The 23429-nt window shown below is 51.9% G+C and carries 19 protein-coding genes; 10 read left to right on the top strand and 9 right to left on the bottom strand.

Annotation, left to right across the window (positions count from 1 at the left end; genetic code table 11):
• Positions 1–4 precede the first annotated feature (4 nt).
• The 4 genes from ABJM21_RS12450 (at position 5) to ABJM21_RS12435 (ending at position 5738) form a co-directional block, all read left to right on the top strand.
• Entirely contained in the window at positions 5–1339 is a 1335-nt protein-coding gene (locus ABJM21_RS12450; RefSeq protein ID WP_348302563.1) for an ammonium transporter, read from the top strand.
• Between the two features lie 315 nt (positions 1340–1654).
• Positions 1655–4033: a TonB-dependent receptor gene (locus tag ABJM21_RS12445; RefSeq protein ID WP_348302562.1), complete on the top strand. Its 2379-nt coding sequence runs from the start codon at positions 1655–1657 to the stop codon at positions 4031–4033.
• Positions 4034–4436: 403 nt separating this feature from the next.
• Positions 4437–4967 carry a hypothetical protein gene (locus ABJM21_RS12440; protein ID WP_348302561.1) on the top strand — a complete coding sequence of 177 codons (531 nt, stop codon included), beginning with the start codon at positions 4437–4439 and terminating at the stop codon, positions 4965–4967.
• A gap of 111 nt (positions 4968–5078) precedes the next feature.
• Positions 5079–5738, top strand: coding sequence for a hypothetical protein (locus tag ABJM21_RS12435; protein WP_348302560.1), 660 nt, complete (start codon positions 5079–5081; stop codon positions 5736–5738).
• A 4-nt stretch (positions 5739–5742) separates the two neighbouring features.
• On the opposite strand, the gene ABJM21_RS12430 is transcribed toward ABJM21_RS12435, so the two are convergent.
• From ABJM21_RS12430 to ABJM21_RS12405, 6 genes are all read right to left on the bottom strand, one after another.
• Positions 5743–6537, bottom strand: coding sequence for an SDR family oxidoreductase (locus ABJM21_RS12430; protein ID WP_348302559.1), 795 nt, complete (start codon positions 6535–6537; stop codon positions 5743–5745).
• A 22-nt stretch (positions 6538–6559) separates the two neighbouring features.
• On the bottom strand, positions 6560–7621 hold the full coding sequence (locus ABJM21_RS12425; RefSeq protein ID WP_348302558.1) for a phosphotransferase family protein: 1062 nt from the start codon (positions 7619–7621) through the stop codon (positions 6560–6562).
• An 18-nt stretch (positions 7622–7639) separates the two neighbouring features.
• Positions 7640–8725, bottom strand: coding sequence for a Zn-dependent alcohol dehydrogenase (locus tag ABJM21_RS12420; RefSeq protein ID WP_348302557.1), 1086 nt, complete (start codon positions 8723–8725; stop codon positions 7640–7642).
• Between the two features lie 15 nt (positions 8726–8740).
• On the bottom strand, positions 8741–10042 hold the full coding sequence (locus tag ABJM21_RS12415; RefSeq protein ID WP_348302556.1) for an acyl-CoA dehydrogenase family protein: 1302 nt from the start codon (positions 10040–10042) through the stop codon (positions 8741–8743).
• Positions 10043–10142: 100 nt separating this feature from the next.
• Entirely contained in the window at positions 10143–11573 is a 1431-nt protein-coding gene (locus tag ABJM21_RS12410; protein ID WP_348302555.1) for an MFS transporter, read from the bottom strand.
• On the bottom strand, positions 11570–12406 hold the full coding sequence (locus ABJM21_RS12405; protein WP_348302554.1) for an SDR family NAD(P)-dependent oxidoreductase: 837 nt from the start codon (positions 12404–12406) through the stop codon (positions 11570–11572). Before ABJM21_RS12405 ends, ABJM21_RS12410 begins: the two co-directional genes overlap by 4 nt.
• 221 nt (positions 12407–12627) lie before the next feature.
• Between ABJM21_RS12405 and ABJM21_RS12400 the strand changes: the two genes are divergently transcribed.
• From ABJM21_RS12400 to ABJM21_RS12380, 5 genes are all read left to right on the top strand, one after another.
• The gene (locus ABJM21_RS12400; protein WP_348302553.1) at positions 12628–13821 is read left to right on the top strand and encodes an acyl-CoA dehydrogenase family protein; all 1194 of its coding nucleotides are present in this window, start codon (positions 12628–12630) and stop codon (positions 13819–13821) included.
• Between the two features lie 41 nt (positions 13822–13862).
• Positions 13863–14999 (top strand): acyl-CoA dehydrogenase family protein, encoded by a 1137-nt coding sequence (locus ABJM21_RS12395; protein ID WP_348302552.1) that lies wholly within the window; start codon positions 13863–13865, stop codon positions 14997–14999.
• A gap of 12 nt (positions 15000–15011) precedes the next feature.
• Positions 15012–15803 (top strand): SDR family oxidoreductase, encoded by a 792-nt coding sequence (locus tag ABJM21_RS12390; RefSeq protein ID WP_348302551.1) that lies wholly within the window; start codon positions 15012–15014, stop codon positions 15801–15803.
• 67 nt (positions 15804–15870) lie between these two features.
• The gene (locus ABJM21_RS12385) at positions 15871–16401 is read left to right on the top strand and encodes a hypothetical protein (RefSeq protein ID WP_348302550.1); all 531 of its coding nucleotides are present in this window, start codon (positions 15871–15873) and stop codon (positions 16399–16401) included.
• A 120-nt stretch (positions 16402–16521) separates the two neighbouring features.
• Positions 16522–17208 carry a DUF4197 domain-containing protein gene (locus ABJM21_RS12380; protein ID WP_348302549.1) on the top strand — a complete coding sequence of 229 codons (687 nt, stop codon included), beginning with the start codon at positions 16522–16524 and terminating at the stop codon, positions 17206–17208.
• A gap of 367 nt (positions 17209–17575) precedes the next feature.
• Here ABJM21_RS12380 and ABJM21_RS12375 read toward each other — a convergent pair whose 3' ends face one another.
• The 3 genes from ABJM21_RS12375 to ABJM21_RS12365 all read right to left on the bottom strand — a co-directional run bounded on the left by ABJM21_RS12375 (position 17576) and on the right by ABJM21_RS12365 (position 21006).
• Complete coding sequence (locus ABJM21_RS12375) at positions 17576–18142, bottom strand: DUF1993 domain-containing protein (RefSeq protein WP_348302548.1); 567 nt, start codon at positions 18140–18142, stop codon at positions 17576–17578.
• A 683-nt stretch (positions 18143–18825) separates the two neighbouring features.
• Entirely contained in the window at positions 18826–19419 is a 594-nt protein-coding gene (locus tag ABJM21_RS12370) for a DUF1353 domain-containing protein (RefSeq protein ID WP_348302547.1), read from the bottom strand.
• 558 nt (positions 19420–19977) lie between these two features.
• Entirely contained in the window at positions 19978–21006 is a 1029-nt protein-coding gene (locus tag ABJM21_RS12365) for a hypothetical protein (protein ID WP_348302546.1), read from the bottom strand.
• A gap of 357 nt (positions 21007–21363) precedes the next feature.
• On the opposite strand from ABJM21_RS12365, the gene ABJM21_RS12360 reads away from it, so the two are divergent.
• Positions 21364–23289 carry an EAL domain-containing protein gene (locus tag ABJM21_RS12360; RefSeq protein WP_348302545.1) on the top strand — a complete coding sequence of 642 codons (1926 nt, stop codon included), beginning with the start codon at positions 21364–21366 and terminating at the stop codon, positions 23287–23289.
• Positions 23290–23429 lie beyond the last annotated feature (140 nt).

The raw sequence follows: 23429 nt of genomic DNA, 5'->3' as shown, positions 1-23429 counted from the left end.
AATAATGAGAAAAATCATAACTTTATCCGCGGGATTGATGGCCATCGGGATGGCATCACCTGCACTGGCGCAGGAAGCAGCCGAAGTTGCTGATCCAAGCGCCAATGTCGCCTATATTTTCAACACGCTGCTGTTCCTCATCGGCGGTTTCCTGGTCATGTGGATGGCCGCTGGTTTTGCGATGCTCGAGGCTGGGCTGGTTCGTTCGAAAAATGTCTCCATGCAGTGCCTGAAAAATATCGGGCTCTATTCGCTTGCTGGCATCATGTTCTGGGTCACCGGTTACAATCTGATGTACACAGATGTGACGAGCTGGATTGGAACTTTCGGCCCTTATGGCATGCAGGCCGTTGGTGAAGCCGATGTCGAAACCGGCTATTCCGTTGCATCGGACTGGTTCTTCCAGATGGTTTTCTGCGCGACAACCGCTTCGATCGTTTCAGGCACCGTTGCCGAGCGTGTCAAATTCTGGCCCTTCATGCTCTTTGTTCTGGTCCTGACCGGCTTTATCTATCCTATTACCGGTAGCTGGGAATGGGGCACAGGCTGGCTTGATCAGCGCGGCTTTAGTGACTTTGCCGGTTCGACACTGGTGCACTCTGTCGGCGGCTGGGCCGCCCTGGCTGGCGCGCTCATCATCGGACCTCGTCTGGGACGCTATGTAAACGGCAAGATCACCGTGATGCCGGGTTCCAACATTCCACTGGCGACATTGGGTACCTTTATCCTGTGGCTTGGTTGGTTCGGATTTAACGGCGCATCACAGCTTGCCATGGGCACAATTGGCGATGTCAGCGATGTTTCCAAGATTTTCGTGAACACCAACATGGCTGCAGCCGGTGGCGTTGTTACAGCGATCATCCTGACGCAACTGCTCTACAAGAAGATCGATGTTACCATGGCGCTCAATGGCGCGCTGGCTGGCCTCGTGTCGATTACGGCAGAACCGCTTACGCCGTCTGTTCCGGCTTCTATCCTTATCGGTAGCGTTGGCGGCTTGATTGTAGTGTTCGCAGTGCCGCTGCTCGACAAGTTGAAAATTGACGACGTCGTGGGTGCTATTCCTGTCCACCTTCTGGCCGGTATCTGGGGCACGTTGATCGTCGCCTGGAACACGCAGTCGGAAGTTGACGGTGTTACCCTGACCGTTGGTCAACAGCTTGGTGTTCAGGCTTTGGGTGTGGTCGCAATTGGCGCCTTTACCTTTGTCCTTAGCGCTGTTGTCTGGACTATTTTGAAATTCACCATTGGTGTTCGGCCTTCCGAGGAAGACGAACGGCTGGGTATGGATATCACCGAAGTCGGTGTCGAAGCCTACCCGGAATTTGCCAAGGGTTAAACAGCTTGGTGCCGGCCATCTCTCCTCCCAGAACTGAGGCCGGCACCTCACCTTGTTCCTCCTGAGAACAACAACTTTATGGCCGGCGGTGTGAAAACACCCCGGCCCTTTTTTGTCCAAATCGGATGAATAGGTCCGATCTGTGACCAATTCGTCACAGAAAACCAGCCCCTGTCAAAAATACTAGGCAAAATGAGAGTTTCGACTTCCCTTACATGTAAAATCCCATTTTAATATGGTTGTGGGCCAAAGAGCCTCAGTTGTGAACTTGACCATAAAGGTCATCGCAGCAGAACATATGGAGAGGGTTTAGCTATGAAATCAGTAAAATTTGCCAGTCTGTCCGCATTGGCTTTTGCCATGGCATCACAGCCGGCATGGGCTCAAGACGCAGAGGAAGCGGCAGAGGCGGATGACAATATCATCATTGTTACGGCCACAAAACGTGACGCCAATCTTCAAGATATTCCATTTTCCATCAATGCCCAGACAGCGGCGGATATTCAGAAAAGCGGGGCTACGACCCTGGAGGACATTTCCCGGAATGTCGCGGGCCTTACCATTCAAAATCTTGGACCCGGCCAAAGTCAGGTGGCCATTCGCGGCGTTTCTGCGGGACAGATTGTTCGTGATCAACCCGGCGTGAAAGAACAGGTCGGTGTCTATCTCGATGAGTCAGTAATCTCGCTGTCCTTGTTTACGCCGGACCTTGACCTGTTTGACCTCAATCGTGTGGAAACCTTGCGCGGACCGCAAGGCACGTTGTTCGGTTCGGGCTCTATTGGCGGCACCATTCGCTATATCACCAATCAACCCAATCTGAATGAATTGGAAGGTGTTGCTGAAGCGGACATCAATCTCGTCGACGGTGATGATATCGGTTACAGTTTGAAAGGCGCGGTCAACGTCCCACTGATCGACGACAAGCTCGCCCTGCGCGCGGTCGGTTACTACACCCAGTTTGGCGGGTTTATCGAAGCTTTGGGTGAAGGCGGGGCGTCAGAGGAAGACGTGAACAGTGGTGAACGCTATGGCGGCCGTCTGGCGCTAACACTGCAGCCGGTCGAAGGCATGACAATTACCCCGCGGATTGTTTATCAGGAGATCAAGTCTGACGGTTTCAATCGTCAGGAAGTGTTTAACGTCTTTGCCAATCCGTTCACCACCACGCGGCCTGACATTCAACTTGGCGAGCGGCAACAATATCTGTTGCTCGACGAGGCTTTTGAAGACCAGACGATGATCGCCGACTTGACGTTCAATGCGGATCTGGGCCCAGTGAACTTTACTGCTGTCACCAGCTATACTGATCGTGAAATTCTGGTCAGCCGCGATGCGAGCGCGCTAACCGGTTCAGTATCGGTGGATCTCGGTTTTCCGGATGCTGCGGTATTGCTGCCATCCAATTTGCGTGACACGACTGATCTGTCGCAAATTTCCCAAGAGGTCCGGTTTGCCTCCAATAATGACAGCCGGTTCCAGTGGGTCGTCGGTGGTTTCTATTCGTCCGTTACGCGTGAATATCGCCAGCGCCTGCCAACCCCCGGTTATGATGCGGCAACCGATGCGACATTGGGTGCCGGAACATCCGCCGCTGTTGCCAACGGATTTGGTGCGGACTCTCCGTTCAACTCCGATCTGGACTATGACATCGAACAATTTGCTGCCTTTGCGGAAGCCAGCTTCGATCTCACCGACAGCCTGACGATTACGGCTGGCGGTCGTTTTTATGACTTTGAAGAAACGCGGATGATTACCACGGGCGGCTTGTTCGCCAATGGCGATAGCGGTGTGGTTGATGTGACTTCGTCCGATGGTTTCACACCGCGCCTGTTGGTCAATTATGACATAACCGATGATATTTCGGTCAATGCGCAAGCATCGCAAGGCTTTCGTCTAGGCGGTGTGAATGATCCGTTGAACGTCCCTCTATGTTCACCACAGGATGCGGCCATATTTGGTTCATTCCAGGATTATGATGATGAATCGCTGTGGAACTATGAAGTCGGTGTAAAAGCACAAAAGGGCGGCATTACATTCAATGCTGCGGCTTTTTATACCGATATCAGCGATTTGCAGGTCACGCTGGATGCAGGCTCCTGTTCTTCGCGGATCACCTTCAACGTTCCGGAAGCGCATACGCTGGGTCTGGAATGGGAATTGTCGGCAGAGGTGCTCACCGGTCTCGATATCGGGTTGTCGGGATCTATACTGGAAGCGGAGTTCGACTCCACCGTTGTCGATGGCTCCGGTAACGTATTGGGCGGTGTGGAAGACGGTAATCGGCTTCCTTCAGTGCCGAAATTCCAGATATCGGGTGATGCGACCTACAGCTGGCCGATTGGCAGCGGTGAAGCGTTTGTAAGTGCGTCGGCGCAGCATGTCGGCAGCCGGTTCACCCAACCAAGCGACCAGGTCGACAATCCACGCTCCTTCGTTTCAGGACTGCCATTTGGCGGCGCCACTGGCAATGAAGCGACGGTCATCGACTTGAAATTGCCAGCCTATGAACTGGTCAATCTCAGCGCAGGGGTCAAACTTGACAATCAGCTCAATGTGACAATCTATGTGAAGAATGTCTTTGACGAAAACGCACTGCTGTCCTTTGATCGGGAACGGGGAGGGCGCGCGCGAACCGCTTTCCGGGTTGGTCAGCCAAGAACATTTGGTTTGACCGTTCGCAAAGGCTTCTAAAGCTCAACATATTCTACGAAAGGCCGGGGGTGGAGACACTTCCGGCCTTTTTGATTCCGGGATCGAGCTGTGGATAGACCGCTGTCCTACATGTCGCTGCTTATGATATCATTCAGCATTGTTTCTGGATTGGGATTCGATTTCATATGTTTGGTGAATCGGCACATGGAATTTGTCATTTCTGCTGAATCCGACTTTTCCGTGAAAGCCCATAAGGGGATTGTGCATGTTGTGAACTTCGCACCTATTTGGCAGAAAACTGGGAATTATTGCGTTCATAAAACTAGCCACTAACCTGAACAACTGCTGACAAGAAGGTTCAGTCTCCACTCAACAGCCATCCTCTAAAAAGGCTTTGCAAGCTCGGAAAAAGATTCTCGAGTAGTTTGAAAGGAAAGTGGAGATGAATACTCTTAAAACAGCAGTCGTCGGAACCGCTGCCGCAACTGCGATGGCCGTTTCAGCGACTCCGGCGATGGCGAAAGACTATGATCGGGATGGGATTGGCGCCGGAGAAGTCATTGCAGGCGCAGTCGTGCTTGGCGGACTGGCGGCGATTTTATCGTCGGGCAAGAAGGATAAATATAGCAACAGCTATTATGACGATGATTATCGTGACCGCCGTTATCGTGACCGGCGCTATCGTGATGGCCGTTATGGCTATGGTGATCGCAAGCGGATCAAACCGCGCCGGGCAGTGAACAAATGTGTCCGGGCTGCGGAGCGCAAAGCAAGCTATTATGGCCGCGCCGATGTAACCCAGATCCGCGATGTGAAGCGGACCCGCTATGGCTATAAGGTCAAGGGCCGGATTGTGGTGAAAGATGGTGGTCGCGGTTATCGCCGCAGCTATGATCGCGGTAAGTTTACCTGTTATGTTGAAGGTCGCCGGGTTTCCGGAGTTCGCCTGAAAGACCTTAGACATCGCTACTAAGGTTACATGATATAAGAATATGGTTCAGCCTGGCGACAGGCTGAACCAACTATTTGTGGTATATGGCTGGGTTTTGAGGTACAGAATCTAGTGAAACTGGGGGTATGAGTTATGAGTTTTCAAAAGACAATTTCAGCAGCCGTTGCGTCGACGGCCTTGGTGTTCACCGGATTTGCGCCTGCGATGGCAGCACCGGTCAATCCTGCACCAGCACCCGTTAATGTCCTGGATCTGGATAGCCTGGGTTGGACCGCCGACGCTGACAAAGCCGAAGGATGGCGCAGCCATCGTGGTTACCGTGGCTATCGCGGCTATGGCTATGGCCGCGGCTATCGTCGGCACCGAAACCGGGTGGATGCAGGCGACGTATTGGCAGGTGTATTGATCATTGGCGGCATTGCAGCCATTGCCAGCGCGGCTTCGAAGAACAAGCAGGATCGCCGCTATGAAGACCGCGATTATCGTTATGACAGGCGCAGCGACAACCGGCGCTATGATGATCGCCGTTCAGATCGTCGCTCGGACAATCGCAGCGATCGCGGCACGGGCTCGATGGACACAGCGATAAACGTCTGCTCCAATGCCGCCGAACGGCAAGCAGGAGATAAAGCCCGCGTTTCCGAAATACAATCAGTTGCCCGTGACGGTGCAGGCTGGCGCGTCGAAGGCGGTTTGTCGGGCACAGCGCAGACGACATTCCTGTGCGGTGCCACTGACGGCCGGGTAGACTTTGTTCAATTGGGAGACGGCGCGCTTGCTTTCGCGAACTAGTCGGTTAAACGGCGGTACGGCCAAATTCCTGACGGGTAACCGGGTGCGACGCACTTAGTCCACCATCTACCGCAATTGCCTGTCCATTGACATAGGATGACCGGTCAGATGCCAGAAATAAGGCAACTTCCGCCATTTCAATCGGATTGGCCCCGCGGCGCAGCGGATTGAGATAACCAAGCCGGTCCTCTTTGCCCTTCTCCCGCGCTTTGTCATAGATAAACTGGGTCATACCAGTCTCCGTGATACCTGGGCAAATAGCGTTGCACCGGACATTGGCTGTAGCAAATTGCTGCGCGGCCACTTTGACAAGATTGATAACACCAGCCTTAGACGCGGAATAAGCCGGACCACCGGCACCGGAACGAATGCCAGCAACACTGGCCGTGCAAATAATCGAACCCCCATGTCCGCTCTCGGCAATGACTTTACCGGCATATTTCGCGGCGAGAAAAGGACCAATCAGATTGACGCGTAAGACTTCCTGCCATTCAGCAACACTGCTATCGAAAATACCCTCAAAGCCTCCGCCAATACCGGCATTGGCAAAGAAGACGTGGAGATCGCCGAACTTTTGTTCTGCTGCCTCTACGAGCATTTCTATATCGCCTTCAGAGCCCGCATCAGCCTTGATAGCGATGATGTTACCGTCAGAGCCTTTGGCCGTCTCTTCGACGGCATCGGTCACATCGCTGGCGATGACTTTGGCGCCATGTTCTGCAAATAGCCGCGCTGATGCTCGGCCAATGCCGCTACCTGCGCCGGTGACAATGGCTACTTTGTCTTTGAGGTCCGCCATGCTGTGCTCCTGAAGTTTTGAGTTATGCGCCAGCGCGCTTCGCTGCTTCCCATCCGGCTTGCGCCAATGGTGTTACGCGATCGGACATTTCAGCTGCCGCAGCGCTATTCGCCGTACCATCTACTACACGCTTCTGAATGCCCTGCAAAATAGCGGCAATCCGGAACAGATTATAAGCAAGATACCAGTCCATCGGGGGCAAGTCATCAATGCCTGATTTCTCGCAATAGCGAGCGATGGCTTCTTCCCTGGACGGAATGCCGAGAGATGCCAGATCCACGCCTTTCAGGCCGCTTCGACCCTCTGGTTCCATCTCGTAAGCCATCAGCCAATAGGCAAAATCGGCAATCGGATCACCGAGAGTCGATAGCTCCCAATCAAGAACCGCGATGACTTTAGGTTTGTCATGGGCAAAGATCATATTGTCGAGCCGGTAGTCGCCATGAACGATGCCGAAGCTTTTCTGCTCCGGTATCGTTTTGGTCAGCCATTCGATTAGCTGATCCATTTCCGGAATGGTTCCCAGTTCGGATAATTTATATTGCTGTGTCCAACGGGAAATCTGACGCTCACAGTAATTTCCTGGTTTACCGTGCTTTTCCAGGCCAAGTTCAGTAGGATCATAGCTGTGAAGCAAAGCGAGCGTATCGATCATCTCGTGATAAATCGCTCGCCGTTCATCTGGTTCCATTCCCGGCAGAGTGCCGTCCCACAGCGTCCTGCCATCAGCCATGCCCATGATATAAAACATAGTGCCGATGACATCATCATCGTCACAAAGACCATATGGCTTCGCGACGGGAAAACCGGCCGGATGCAGTCCAGCAATGACTCTGAATTCCCGATCGACTGCGTGGGCCGATGGCAGCAATTTACCGAACGGCTTTTTCCGCAACACATAGTCGGTGCCTGGGGTTTCAATCTTGTAGGTCGGGTTAGACTGGCCGCCTTTGAATTTTGTAATATCCATAGGACCGGCGAAGCCTTCGACATTGGCTTCCATCCATTTGGCGAGGCTTGCCTCGTCCAGTTTGTCTTTATCCGGCACCGCCATGGTACCAGTCATGTCTTCTTGTGGGTTCATGGAAGTCCTCTACCTAATTTAAGCAAATGTAATGACGGATCGCGCCGCATCACCTTTTTTCATTTTTTCAAAACCATCGTTAATCTGCTCCAATGGAATGGTCTCAGCAACAATACTATCCAGATCGAGCATTCCACGCAGATAGAAATCAACAAGGCGCGGGATATCAACCGGAAAACGGTTTTCGCCCATCAACACCCCTTGCAATTTCTTACCGGATAGCAAATCCATGGCGCTGAGGCCAACTTGATGATCCAGAGGCATCATACCCAAAATTGTCGCTGTGCCTCCACGCTTGAGCGATCCGACTGCAAGTTCGCCCGATGACGGACGACCGACAGCCTCGATAGCATGATCGACGCCGCCTTTGGTAAGCTCCAAAATCTGTGCTGCCGCATCATCGGCCATGGCGTCCACAGTATCTGTCGCGCCAAGTTTCATTGCAAGTTCCCGTTTTTCTGGAACAGGATCTGCCGCAATGATACGGCCTGCACCAGCAATTTTGGCAGCATTTATGGTTGCCAACCCGACACCGCCACAGCCGACTACAGCTACAGTTTCTCCCGGTGTGACAGCACAGGCGTTAAATATCGTTCCTGCTCCGGTCGTGACAGCGCAGCCAATAACGGCGGCGCGATCAAGCGGCATTTCGGGATCTATCCGAGTACAGGCATGTTCATGAATTAGCATTTGTTCGGCAAAGGCAGACAAATTGAGCATCTGCGCAACAGTCGAACCATCTGGCCGGGTGATGCGAGGTGCGTCACCTGCCTCCCGCCGCGTGTCCGCGCCAAGACACAAGGACATACGACCGGAGACACAAAATTCGCAATGTCCGCAAAAAGCCGACAAGCAAGAGACGACGGCATCGCCGACAGCAACCGTTCGTACTTCACTACCAACGGCTTCAACAATGCCAGCTGCCTCATGCCCAGGGATGGCAGGTAAGGGATGTGGGTAGATACCGTCAATGAAATGCAAATCCGAATGGCACAAACCGCAAGCGGCCGTTCGGATCAGCACCTCATGCGGTCCAGGCTTGGAGATGCTAACCTCTTCGATTTCGAGCGGTTTGCCCGCCTCAACCAGGACTGCTGCTTTCATCTATTCGATCCTCTTCTATCGCGTAACAGCAAGATCGCCTGAGGAAAACTCTTCCTTCATTTTGCTGCCATCAGCGGTTTCGGCATATTTGCCATATTCCATCTTAGCTATGGTCCGGTTGTGGACTTCATCAGGACCATCCGCGAGGCGCAACGTGCGTTGGTGTGCATAAGCCTGCGCCAGTCCAAAGTCCTCGCTTACGCCGCCGCCGCCATGTGCTTGAATAGCATCGTCAATGATTTTCAGAGCCATGGTTGGAGCCTGAACCTTGATCATGGCGATTTCGGCTTTTGCATATTTATTGCCGACTTTGTCCATCATGTCAGCCGCTTTCAGGCAGAGCAGGCGGCTCATATCAATATCAATACGTGCACGTGCAACACGCTCATCCCAAACGCTGTGTTCGGAAATGCGTTTTCCAAAGGCTGAACGCGATTGCAGGCGCTTGACCATTTTCTCCAGAGCCTCTTCCGCAACACCAATGGTACGCATGCAGTGATGAATACGGCCAGGTCCAAGACGCCCCTGTGCGATTTCAAAACCACGACCTTCACCCAAGATGATATTGGAAGCAGGAACGCGAACGTCTTTCATCTCAACTTCCATATGCCCATGTGGTGCATCATCATAGCCGAAGACGGGCAGATGGCGGATGATGTTCACACCCGGTGCATCGGTCGGCATCAATATTTGGGATTGTTGCGTATAGCGGCTGCCTTCAAAAGATGTCTTGCCCATCACGATAGCTATTTTGCAGCGAGGATCACCGAGACCGGAAGACCACCATTTGCGACCATTGATGACATATTCGTCGCCGTCGCGGACAATCGCGGTTTCAATATTGGTAGCATCGGAAGATGCAACCGCTGGTTCGGTCATCAGGAATGCAGAGCGAATTTCACCGTTCATGAGAGGGCGCAGATATTGCTCTTTTTGCTCCAATGTGCCGTAGCGATGGAAAACCTCCATATTGCCGGTATCGGGGGCAGAGCAGTTGAACACTTCAGATGAAAAACCGACACGGCCCATTTCTTCCGCGCACAAAGCATATTCCAAGTTAGTAAGGCCCGGCCCCTCAAATTGGAAAACATCGTCAATATGCGTGAGATTGGGGTTTGCCGGTGGCATGAAAAGGTTCCAGATACCCTTTTCTTTCGCCTTGGCTTTTTCTTCTTCAACAACCTGAATCACTTTCCAGCGATCTCCAGATTCGTCTTCGGTTTTGTAATCGGCCACGCGCGGACGGACGTGGTTGTCGATGTGCTCGCGCACTTGATTGCGCCAATATTCTTGCTTTTCGGTAAGATCAAAATCCATGCGCGTGTCCTTTTTGGGGGCTTTCTAATTTAACTATGCAATTAAACTATCAGAGACCGTTCTGCTTTTCCACACGTAAACTTGCTGGGATTGAAATTTGTTACTCTGCGGGCATCGGCTTTTTCGATTGCTCGTCCAATCGCGCCTGATGATCTTTTTCGTCGAGCGGGAAGAGAGTGTAAGCCCATGCGCCGATCAGCGCGATAACGACGGTCAAGGAAGCGAAAACCAGTGATAAGCGGTCGATGATGGCAATGTCTACTGTCCCCGGCGTTGCTTTCTCCGGCAATTGCACCAATGCGATAATGAGGCTGGCGAATAATATCCCCAATGCACCGACGGTTTTTTGCATGAACCAGACACCGGACGCGAATACGCCTTCAGATCTACGCCCATGTTCATGCTCATATGCGTCCGTCACATCTGCCATCAACGACGTCGTCAATATCATCGCGCAGATGCTGGCCGAAGTGCCCAAAATCAGGAAGGTGAATAGAGTAGGGATTAAAGCAGGTGATCCGGGTTCGGGAAATAAATCCATCGCTCTCAGCCAATAAGGGGCCGTTCCTAACACCATAGCGATGAGCGTAAAGACGCTGGCCGATCGCGCCTTGCCAAAGCGCTGTGAAATTGGCGTCACGAAAACAAATGCGATGACCGCTGCGATAAACAGCAACATAGCAAATAGGAAGAGACCGTTTTGGTCCAGCTGCCAGACATGAGGCAGCAAATAAGTATTCAGAGCAAATACCACGCCCTGATTTGTGAAAGCGAAAACACCAGCCAGAAGGAGCAGCAGGAAGGGGCGATATCGCAGCGTGTCAAACATCTGCTTCCATGTATCTGACGCTTGAATCTTGGATTTTGAATCGTGATAGGCGCCGACAATTCTTTTATGAGTCGATGATGCAGCGACGAGCACGGCAATGGACATAAATATACTGCCAACAATCGCATATTTGGAATAACCGTCGGGGTTTAATAGCCCCACGGGGTGCTCGTCGGTCGGAGCCAGAAAAATACTGTAGGCGAGGGCCATTATGGAAAGCCCCGAACCCCAGCCGAACAGATAACGAAAACGCGTGATGCTGGTGCGATCATGATAGTCCCGCGACAATTCGGGTAGCATCGCGAGGGCTGGAACTTCGTTCAAAGAAAGGCTGAACCGAACCAGCATTGCAAGCGTCAATAAATAGAAAAACTGGACGGTTTCGCTAGCTTCCGGTGGATGCCACAATAACAGCCATGTTGCGGCAATCGGAACAGCGGACGCATATAGCCAGGGATGGCGGCGACCTATACGGGTGTGGGTTCGATCAGTCATTCGTCCGATCAGGGGATCAATAAAAGCATCTGCGATCAGCGCTATCGCAATCGCAAGCCCGACCAAATCAGCGCGTAGTCCGACGACCTGATTGTAATAGAACAGAAGAAATGTAGCAAAGCCGTTATCTTTTATCCCGTAAGCGATAGAGCCGAAGCCATAGAGGATTTTGGTTTTAGTCGGCAGCGGATCGGTGAGTGCGCTCACTTTAGATGCTCCGGCAAAATAGCATCCAGCATACCCGGCGCTTCAGGATCCCAGCTTGATTGCGTGCCAACCAGCAATCCGCCATCGACCAGCAAATGTGTGCCGGTCACAAATCCGGCCGCATCAGAGGCAAAATAGGCAACGGCTTCGGCAATGTCGTCCGGAATACCAGGTCGGGATATTGGCTGCGCGCCCGCTGCGGCCTGTCCCAAAACGCTATTTATCTGCTGCGCCTCTTCTTTGTTGGCACCTACCGTTGCGGCAAAAATATTGGTTTGGATGAAACCAGGGCAAATGGCATTGACCCGGATCTTATATTGCGCAAGCTCGGCGGCGGCCAATTTGGTGAGGTGGAGTACACCGGCTTTTGCCGTCGAATAGGCGACAGGGCCAAACCCAGCCTGAAAAGCGCAAACGGATGCCGTATTTATAACCGCACCGCCGCCGCGTTTTTTCAGATGTGGTGCTGCATGACGAATACCCATTGCTACGGACTTCAAAAGCAACGCCATCGCAAAATCCCAATCATCGCCGCTTATCTCGTCAATTGCATCGCGCGGCCCGCCAGCCCCAGCATTATTGAAGACTATGTCAATTCCGCCGGTTTTCTCGGCGGCATGATCCATCAGCGCTTTGACTTCATTTTCCTGCGTGACATCGCATCGATAAAAATAAAAATTATCTCCCAGTGTCGACATCATCGCAGTGCCTTCCTCAGCGTCGATATCGCCCATCACTATTTCTGCACCTTCACGCAAAAACAGATCAACAGTCCCGCGACCGATGCCAGATGAGCCGCCCGTTATCACAACGGTTTTTCCTTCAAATCGCATCCATCTCACTCCAGTTTTCGGGGCTGTTTTTCTTTGGAACATAGGCCTAGCGAGAATTGGCCGTCAATCGATTCTGATAACAGATTGATTTGCCGCTACGGAATCCATGATGCTTCCCCCGGCTCGATTATTTTTTCCGTCTTTGGGTAAGCGGGTCATTGAACCTTGGGCCTCACCTATGATAGTCACGCCTTAACTGACCAATTAAAGGAACCCTCATCATGTCCGACCTTGAAAGTTTCCGTGCAGAGACTGCAGCATGGCTCGAAGCCAATTGCCCACCGGAAATGCGCCAGCCTGTTGTCGATGAAAGCGATATTTGCTGGGGTGGTAAAAACCCAACTTTTAAACCGGGTCAGAAAGAATGGATGGACAAAATGGCCGCCAAAGGCTGGACCGTTCCCGACTGGCCCAAAGAATATGGCGGCGGCGGGCTGTCGCGTGCCGAAACCAAAATCTTGCTGCAGGAAATGGGGCGTCTAAAAATTCGCTCGCCCTTGTCGAGCTTTGGCATCTGGATGCTTGGGCCCGCGCTGTTGCACTTTGGTACCGAAGAACAGAAGCTCCATTTCCTGCCGCCGATTGCGCGCGGCGAAGTGCGTTGGTGTCAGGGCTATTCCGAACCCGGTTCAGGTTCTGATCTGGCGTCGCTGCAAACCTCAGCCGAAGACAAGGGTGATCATTATCTGATCAATGGTCAGAAGATATGGACCAGCTATGCTGATAAGGCTGACTGGATTTTCTGTCTGACGCGGACCGATAAATCGAGCAAGCACAAGGGCATTAGCTTTATGTTGTTCGACATGATGAGCAAGGGTGTGGAAACAAAGCCGATCGTTTTGATTTCTGGTCAATCCGCTTTTTGTGAGACATTTTTTGCTGATGTAGAAGTGCCAAAATCATATGGTGATACTGTCTCTTCGGTTGTCGGCGAAGTGAATCGTGGCTGGGATGTTGCCAAATATCTGCTGGGTCATGAGCGCAGCATGATTTCCGGTGATGGTTCTTCTGGCGCAACATCTCTGGGCGCTAAATTTGCGGATCAATATGGCCGTGATGAAATGGGCCGTCTGGATGATCCAATGCTCCGTGCACAGATGGCGGATATGGATATTGACGTTCTTGCGTTCCGTGCGATGGCGGAGCGTTTTGGTGATACGTTCAAAGCTAATCTCTGTCATCCCGCACAACCCAATATGATGAAATATGCCGGGACCGAAATTAACAAACGCCGTCATGAACTGATCATGTCCGCCGGTGGTAGTGAAGTGCTGGAATGGGAAAGTGATGCATCCAATGGCGGGCTTACGGCGCGTGGTTGGCTCAGGACCAAAGCGAATAGTATTGAAGGCGGTACCAGCGAAGTGATGCTGAACGTCGTTTCTAAACAGATATTGCAATTGCCAAACTCTTAAGAGGGCTGCAGTTAAACAACCATATTAGAAGGATAAAAGCGATGCCGCTTTACTTGAATGACGACCAGAAGATGCTGCAGGACAGCGCAGCAGATTTTATGAAGGGCGAAGGTAATGTCGCTCATTTCCGGGAATTTCGTGACAAAAACTGCAAAGATGGTTTCTCGCACGCTCTTTGGAAGCAGTTCGCAGAAATGGGCTTTACGGGAATATTAGTCTCTGAAGATGAAGGCGGTCTTGGTCTTGGTCATGTGGAAGCGGGTGTTGTGCTCGAAGAGATCGGTCGCAACCTCACACCGTCACCTTTTCTGGCTACTGCAGTTGCCGGCGTGGAAGCGCTCAACGCGGGTGGGAAAGCATTGCGCGAGAAATATTTCCCTGGAATATTGTCCGGCGATAGCGTGCTAGCGCTTGCTATTGACGAAGGAGCTAAGCACCGTCCCGATCAAATTTCCATGGCGGCAACCCGTGAAGGCAATGGTTTCAAACTAGATGGTAAGAAGCAATTTGTGGTGCAGGGCGGATCGGCCGATACGTTGATCGTCGCAGCGCGGACAAGTGGCAGTGCGGGCGATGACAAGGGGCTTACGTTTTTTGCTGTGGATACCAAAGCTGCTGGCCTGTCCAGAGACAGCGTCCGTTTAGTGGATAGTGCAGTGGCGGCCCATGTTGAATTTGATGGTGTGGTCGTTGATGCCGATGCAGTGATTGGTGAGGTCGATGAGGGCGGTGCGGTTCTGCAGCGGATGCTCAATGCGGGTCGGACAGGTTCGGCAGCGGAGACCCTTGGCGTTGGCGCAGGTGCCATGGATATCACTGTGGACTATATTAAAGGTCGCAAGCAGTTTGATACAATTATCGGAACGTTTCAGGCGTTGCAGCATCGTACGGCGCATCTTTACAGCGAAATGGAAATTGCGCGTGCGACGGTGTTGAAGGCGCAGCAAATGCTGGATGAAGGTTCATCAAAAGCTGAACTGATGATATCGGTTGCCAAGGCCAAAGCGAGCAAGGCCACTTCACTGTCGGTCAAGGAAGGCGTGCAAATGCACGGCGGCGTTGGAATGACCGATGAATATGACATTGGCCTCTACATGAAACGTGACCGAGCGCTGTCTGAATTTATGGGTGATGCCAATTATCACACCAATCTCGTTGCCGAGATGCACGGCTACTAAAAGGATATCATGATGGATTTTAACAAACTATTCTCGCTCGAAGGCCGTGTTGCTCTGGTTACTGGCGGGCATCGCGGTATCGGGCGGATGATTTCGGAAGGCTTTCTTGCTCAAGGTGCGAAGGTCTATATTTCGGGCCGGAAAGCCGATGCCTGTGATGCCGCTGCGGCTGAAATGGGTGACAATTGCATCTCGGTACCGGGCGATGTCAGTACTGTTGAAGGTTGCAAGGCGCTCGCTGTAGAGCTTGCGAAGCATGAAGAAAAGCTCGACATTCTCATCAACAATGCCGGTGTGGCTTGGGGCGAAGAATATTTGAGTTTCCCCGAAGCCGGCTGGGACAAGGTGATGGACACGAATGTCAAAGGTCTATTCTTCCTGACCCAGGCATTGCATCCGCAACTGAAGGCCGCTGCCAGTTTTGATCGGCCGGCCAAAGTCGTCAATATAGCGTCGATCGATGGCTTCAAAGTCAATCCATGGGAAACCTATAGCTATCAGGCGTCCAAAGCGGCGGTGGTTCATCTGACCCGTAAAATGGCATCCAAACTGGTTTCGGAAGACATCATCATGTCTGGCATCGCGCCAGGTGCTTTTGCGTCCAACATGAACAAGGCAGCGCGCGATCATGAGGATGCTGTCGAAAAAGGCATTCCGGCGAAACGGATTGGTCGACCCGAAGATATGGCCGCAGCAGCCATTTATCTGGCGAGCAGTGCAGGCGACTATGTGATTGGCACGACCCTGATCGTTGACGGCGGCGTCGTCAACGCGGCCAATCCGGGAGCAACAATTGAGCCCTAAACAAGCTCTGACTTGACCTGACATCTCCAAACTGTATTATCAATGCAATACAGTTTGGAGATTCCCGATGACTAATAAATATCTTATAGCGCTCGCTGCCATTCCTTTAACTCTGTCTGCCTGTTCAGCCGGAGAGAGTGAGGACGGCGATGGTTTTGAAATGTCGATCGACGTTGACGGCAAGGGCGGCAGCAAAGCCGACACAGTAAAAATTGGCGGGGAAGGCGAAGACAGTAAATTCTCCATCAAGACAGACGGTTTCTCGATGGACGTCGATTTGCCGCAGATATCATTGGACAGCGATGATTTCGATTTAAACAATGTATCGCTCTATCCAGGGACCAAAGTCACTGGCCTGAATGTTGAAGATAAAGACGGGGAGGGCGGCAAGGTCATTCTGAGTTTTGATGCACCAAGCAGCACCGAAGAGCTTGTGACCTGGTTTGAAACGAAGATGACAGACGAGAATTTTGTTATCGAGAAGGATGGCAATACGCTCTCCGGAAAAACCGATGAAGGCGATCCCTTTGTTCTGGAGTTGACTGAAAAGACGGCGGATGAAACCAGCGGAAAGCTCCAGTTTTCTGAAAATGAATAGGCACCGTCAAACCGATCTGCGGTGACAAATATTTACACATTCCCGTGAAGCTATTCAGCTTCCCGCCAAAATGCTATGCTATGTTACGGTCATCTTAAACAATATAGCAGGAGTGGGATAATGCGGAATATGACAAAGAAATTGAAACTAACTGCGGTAGCGACTTTTTTGGCAGTACCATTATCCGTGTCTCCGATATTGTCCGCCCCGGCCTATGCACAAAACACAGGTGTCAAAAGCCTGCTCGGCAATGCATCTGATGGCGCACTGGACAAACTGTCAAAGCCCGGCGCATTTTATGCAGATAAGGCGGTGCGTGTTTTGCTGCCCGGCCCTCTGAAAAATGCCACCAAGATTTTGCGCTTCACCAGCAAGGCAGGCCTGACCAAGGATATTACCAGGAACCTGAACGATGCAGCGGGCAAGGCGGCTCTGGAAGCCAAGCCGATTTTCCGTTCTGCCATTGATAACATGACCCTGACCGACGGCGTGGGCGTTGTCACTGGCGGCGGAACGGGCGGCACCGACTATCTGCGCAAAACGTCGGGTGAAGAGCTAGCCGTTAAAATTCGTCCCCTGGTCGAAAAAGCGCTCGGCGAAGTCGGTGCCTATAAACAGGTCGAAAGCCTTGGCTCACTCTCAGCTCTATCGTCGCTTGGCGGGATTGATCTGTCTCGCGACGGATTAACCGATAGCGTGACGGAACAAGCCTTGGACGGCATATTCTCATATATCGGCGCAGAAGAAACCAACTTCCGTAAAAACCCGCTGAAAAAGGGCAAAAAGCTGCTCAAAGGCATTTTCTAGGAACACCCATTAGTTGCAAAATATGCAACTAATGAATCTCCGTTTTCAATTGCAACTTAACGGTTTGGCGACCATTTCATGTCTATAAGTTAGACAGGAAAAGTGATGTTTGATCGGCGTTTTTAAAACAGGAGTTTGTCCCATGAAAACGCTTTTCAATATAGTAGCCTCTCTGACCGTTAGCACCATCATCTTGATGTCGACGGTTCAGGTTTAAGCTGCAGATTTTTTCAGTCCCGGTTGCCTCCTCCTCCTCCCGATAGGCACCGGGATTGTTCCGACGGCCCGGCCCTTTCAAAATATCCCCCCCCGATTAGAAAGGCCGGGCCAACGGATTTTTCCGTTTGACCATCCTCACCGCCAAATATCATGCCTCGGAAATCGATTCAGGACGAAGAAATTCGAGCATGTGCGGTATATACTCGACCTTGCCGAGCTCAACTTTCTCGCTGCGCAATATGGCATATGCGGTCATGAGGTGGAAATAAAACTGAGCCAGCGCCCAGTCACGGGCATATTGTTCCGCCGTCAGGTCAAATATCATGCCGCTGGGAAGTTCAAGCACGATGGGCGCATCCAGATCGACATCCAGCGCGTCGGGAGCAAGGCCGTCCAGCAAATTCAGAGCTTCATCAATTCGAGCGTGCGCATCCGCAAGCGAACCAGGCTTATCGATAGCATTACGCCCCTCATCGACAAGTTGATGAATAGATTTCGGAAAAGCCTCTCCTCTCAAACGATATATCGGCTCTTGGGCCTGTACGCAGACAAACCGGATCTGGGTCGATAGCGGAAACATGTCTGGTGCAAGGCGCGCGGCCAACAGTGCTTCCGCATCTTCTTTTGGCATCTGTGCCTCAGCCTTTTTCAACCAGCCTGAAAGCGCTTTTAACATCTGCATATATGTCGGGATCAGAAGTTTTGTTAATGACATTGGGGGTCCTTTGATTTGAAATGGTGATGACCGGGGCTGACAATCATTCTTGCCATCAGCGCCGTTAAACCAGTGCAAATCTATCATCGCCAGGCCTGAGTAGGAAAGCGGTTTCGATATTCTGCCCCCGTGAAAACATTGTCCACAATCCGGCAACTGTTTTTCCACAAGAAAGATCAACATCTGTGGATAACTGGCCTTCTGGCATTTGGAGCGACTCGCAAACCCGTGTCATATACAAGTCATCGGAAGGAAATAGACCAAACCGACGACCAGTCAGCAATGACCCGTTGAGGCGAGAAAAGACCGGAAGATAATCGAGACGAACATATTGTTTTTTGCAAGAAAAATGGAATGATCTTTCGATTGATGATTGGAAAAAACCCGAAAAGCAAAGGCGCAAGCCGGAGCGGATCAGATGGACAACAATCATCGGGTGACTGGACCAATATCGGGTTTAAACCGAAACATGATTGCGCAAGCGAGAATGCGGAAAACCGAAAACCATAACGATATTGGCCCGGAAACCGGACGCCGGAAAAGCGGACGTTGGAATCGCAAGAGGACAGCATCCCAGATCAGGCGCAGTGGGAGCCGAAATCCAAATTCGTTTGGAGATCGACTCCCATTTTTTTTGCGCGTCTCCCCTATCTTGATGGTCCGATAATCTGTCCAAGGGTTCCTCATTCGGTTGCGCCCATGGCTTCCTCGATCATCGCCTCAACATCCTCGATCGATTTGCATTTCTTGGCAAAGTCATCGCATAGCGCCAGAAACGCTTTCTCATCCGTTTGCTTGCGGTGCCAAAGGGTCACCTCTGGCCGCTCAACCCGGTCGATTTCCGGCAGTTGGTCTTGCTCCAGACTGCTATAGGCTGCCGGTGCCATCGTCTCGGCCAGCGCGGCATCGAAATCGGCGGCAACATCCCAACGCGGCCCGGCATAATAGACCGCACCATACATGATCCGTGCCTTCGCCCCGCTGACCTTGGATGTACGCATGGCTTCGTAGAACATCCGGTGGGTGGCCTTCCAACTGCGAGTGCGGATGTCGCAATACCAGTCATGCACGACCGATGCCTTGCGATAGCGTCCGACAAACGGGCTGCCGAGGATTGACCAGGCGAATTTCGGAATAGACGCGCCGTCCACGCGCGCATTGGCGGGCACCGACCAGACCAGCCGCACATCGTCAATGAAAGCGAAGCGGTTGAGCAGCGTCATGATCCGCCCATCTTCGTCCCATTCAAACCGCGGTCGTCCGGTATAATGCGCCATGATCGTCCTTTCTCCGCCCCGTCTTTGCCGCCCAGATGCTGATTATAGCATATTTGAGCCCTGAATTTTCCCTAAGTGATCACCATCACAATCATGTGCAGAATCACCTGCTACCAGAATATTGCGATGCCGCTAATATCGCAGGAGTTTGCGGGGGGCGGCGGTATCGCACCACCATGGGGTTCCGACCTCGTGGCTGGTATCTTCCCTTTGGGACCGCCCAGTATGGGCATTCCTCTGGAAGCTCGATGGTTAAGCGACCCAACCATCGAGCTTCTTAGAGAAAAACTGCTCCCGAGCCCCTGAATTTACAACATTTTTCCTTATTTTCCGCCATTTTGTGAGCTTCGTCACATTATGTTTAACTTTTTCCGCTATAAGAAAAATCACGGATGTTTAAGCGTCACGCAAAAACGCCGTAATTCTTGGGAAGTCCGGCGGCATATGCGACCCAGTCGTCGGGCTTCTCTTGAATCTTTTCCGCCATATCGTCCCACTATATCGCCTGTGTCTTTTTCTCTTCCGCATGCGGACGAAGTTCACAATGTACACAGTCTCCTATGCGCTATTGGTTTCACCCGTTTTGCTTGCCGCCATTTCCGCAACAGCGTGAGCGTTGCGCGCAGTAATGGCGGCGATAAAGGCCGGATCATGCTCGTCCAATTTGCGGGTTTTGACTTGGGGGTAATCCGCCGACCAAGTCGCCGCCTCAGCGTCGGACATGCGATAATATTCCAGCGGGCCGCCATCTCCCCAATCGATTTCACGCATCGGGCTATGGTCGATATCGGGGGCAGCCCGTTGATCGGCATCCTGTATGGCGACCGCTTCCAACGCCGCTGCTTCATTATTCTGGCGCAGACAGGCGGATTCCACTTGGTGGACGGTCGCCTCCGCTTCGGCTTCTGCAATAATTTCAGCAATCTCGTCGGTGGTTGGTTCGGCGATTAGCATGGCCGTATCCTCTTGCCCGCCAATCGCGTTCAGCATCGCGTCAAAACGCGCGGCCCCGCGGCTTACGGTTATGCGTTCGGCCAGTCGGTCGAGCCGCCCGATATGAGCAAGCAGCAGGCGGCTATCATAGCGCCGCCGCGTGCCGACCACTTCGCCCTGATGATATATATCCTCCTCAATCCCGTTCATCGCCCGGTCCTGCAAACAGTCCGTCGCCGCATCGCGGGAGATCAGCACAGCTGCATCCCAGCCGCGCGAAAAATCTATATCCCGCTGCTTGAGATTATAAGCCGACCGCCGCGAACGCTGCACAAAGGCCGCCGCCGAACTGATATTCCCGCAATTGGCCAATGCCTCAAGAAACCGGACGCGAATATCCGGTGTCCAGCCATCATGACGGGGTGTGGGGGAGGGGCGTGTTTCGTCATTCTGGGAAGCCGCCATATCATCAGGAGATCCTGAAACAGGTTCGGGATGACGAGTATCCGATGATGATGTTGCTGCAACTTCCCTGTCGTCCGGTGAGAGGTTGGGGAGAGCGGTATCCTCAATCCCTTGCCCAACCGGCGCGTGCGTATCACCGCCAGTCCGCTGTTGCTTCAAACTCCGCGCAAAATCGTCCTGAAAACCCATAGCCTATCCTTTCTGGTTCCATATCTGATTAGGAGACAGATATGGTTGTTTTAAAGGTTCATAATAACCTATATGGTGATATGTAGGAAAGCATGTATCGGTGCCACGTTATGTTCGATGTCCGCCTCATCGCGAAAGCGGACGTTTGACACAAGATGTCCAGATCACGTTTCTGATTGTGCGAAGCACGAAACGGCAAAAATCGGCTAGCAAGAGAGTCGACGCGCAGTTTGCAAAAAACTTGGCAAATATCCCATAAATTGTGGGTCTCGCCCCATGGGGTAATCTGAATAGAGATTGTTAAGTATTTGAGAGTAAAGCTAATTGCACTGTGGGGTTATATAGGGACAATTGGGGGTGAAGCGTTTGCTTAGGCAAATTATCAATAGCGCGCGTTCGCCTGCTGATCGCGATACCAATTCTATTGTTTCCAATACCTACAGGCCAATTATCAGAACCTATTTCGGCGTCACGGCGGCTTACTATGCGCTCATGACATTGGCGCATTTCTGGTGGTTTAGCGGAACGGCTCTTTCAATGATAGCGGCGGCCTCAACAACTGCTTGCATTTTCATTTCTGTCTCATGGTACGCTCTGCGTAAACAGCTCTCTGTTGGGAAGCTAGAGTTACTGACGGGTACCACCAACCTGCTTGTTCTCATTAACGTCTTGGTCGCACTGCACCTTGAATATGCCGAGGCTAAACTAATTTACTTCATCATGATGGCGATAGTCTTCGGCTTCGCAAGCGTTACTATCCGGCAAGCGCTTATCTCGATTGCGGGTGCAATTTTGGGCCTATTTTACACGCTCATCACCCATGATCCTTCGCTGCTGGTGACATATGGCTTCATATCCTTTGCCGCTTCTCTCTGCACGGTATCAATCACTTCCATGTTGCGCCGTGCCATCGGGTTGGCGGTCGCCGCGCGGCATGAAGCTGAAATCGGTTTGGATGAAGCCCAAAGTCTTGGCGAAACGATGCGCCAACGATCCTTGTCAGACAGTCTAACCGGCCTGCCTAATCGCCGCGCTTTTTTTGAGATACTTAAGGGCTACAAAACGGCGGATGGCCCATCTAACAATGCTTGGCTCATCCTGCTGGATCTAGATGGCTTCAAGGCAGTAAATGATGTTCACGGGCATATCATGGGCGACGAGTTGCTAAAGGCTGTGGCAGATCGCTTAAGTGGCTATTGCGGTAGTGCAGCTCATCTCAGCCGGATGGGCGGTGATGAGTTTAATATAATCCTGCCAACACGTGCCAAGGCCTACGATGTTGAACTCTGGTGCCAGCAATTGCTCCCACAGATTTCAAAGGTCTATAACATCGAAGGGAGGCTCATTCAGATTTCAGGCTCCATAGGCTGTACCGAGATCACTGCCAATGAAACGGAGACCCAATCCATTCGCAATGCAGATTACGCCCTCTTACACGCCAAAAGAAATGGCAAGAACAGGGTGGTTGTCTTCTCCGACGAGCATGAAAAGGACGCGCTTGAAAGCTTCCGGATCGAAAAGGCCCTACGTGCCGCCGATTTTGCTTCAGAGCTTGAGTTGCTCTTCCAGCCGCAATTTGATTTGGGGCAGAACAAGATTGTGCGTGTTGAGGCTTTGGCGCGCTGGAACAGTCCAACCATTGGTGAGATTGGTCCAGACCGTTTCATCAAGGTTGCCGAAGAAAGTGGTCTGATTGCGAATATAACTTTGGCAGTGCTCAAAAAGGCGCTTGCTACGCTCAAGAGCTGGGACCATCCGTTTCCTCTTTCGATCAATCTTTCCGGCAATGATTTGATGGCTGATCAGACCATCGGTCAAATCATTCAACAAGTTAAAGATAGCGAATTAAGTGCTGCCTTACTTGAATTTGAAGTTACGGAAACGGCGATGATGGCGGATACACAAAAAGCCAGCGCCAACCTCTTTCGCTTGTCAGAACTTGGCCATCCGATAGCGCTTGACGATTTCGGAACCGGCTATTCCAACTTCAATTATCTCCGAACTCTGCCGATTAACAAACTCAAAATTGATCGTTCGTTCATCGAAAATTTGGGCGATCCAATGACAGAAAAAATCCTCCATTCTTTGGTGGGCATGGCTCTGACGCTCAGGGTTGAATGCCTTCTCGAAGGGATTGAAAACGAACTACAGCTTGTCATGGCCAAACGTGCAGGGGTCCAGTCGGTTCAAGGATATCTTTGCGGGATGCCGATGACCGCAAAGGAATTAATTGCATTTTTTGAGACGAACGACAAAACGGAAGAATGGCAACAAACTGCTTAATCAGGCGGCCGCATGATAATCCCACAGTCATAAAATCTGTTGGGCCGGATGGCCTAGCAACGACCTATTTCCGCCTCTGATTCGGAAGTAGACGCAACAATCGGCCAGTGTCCGCTTTTGCGCCCTTAGCGGACTTCAGC

The sequence above is a fragment of the Parasphingorhabdus sp. genome (assembly GCF_039977335.1).
GTDB lineage: Bacteria > Pseudomonadota > Alphaproteobacteria > Sphingomonadales > Sphingomonadaceae > Parasphingorhabdus.
The sequence above is the reverse complement of the archived record's forward strand: the minus strand, read 5'-3'. Positions and strand labels throughout refer to the sequence as shown.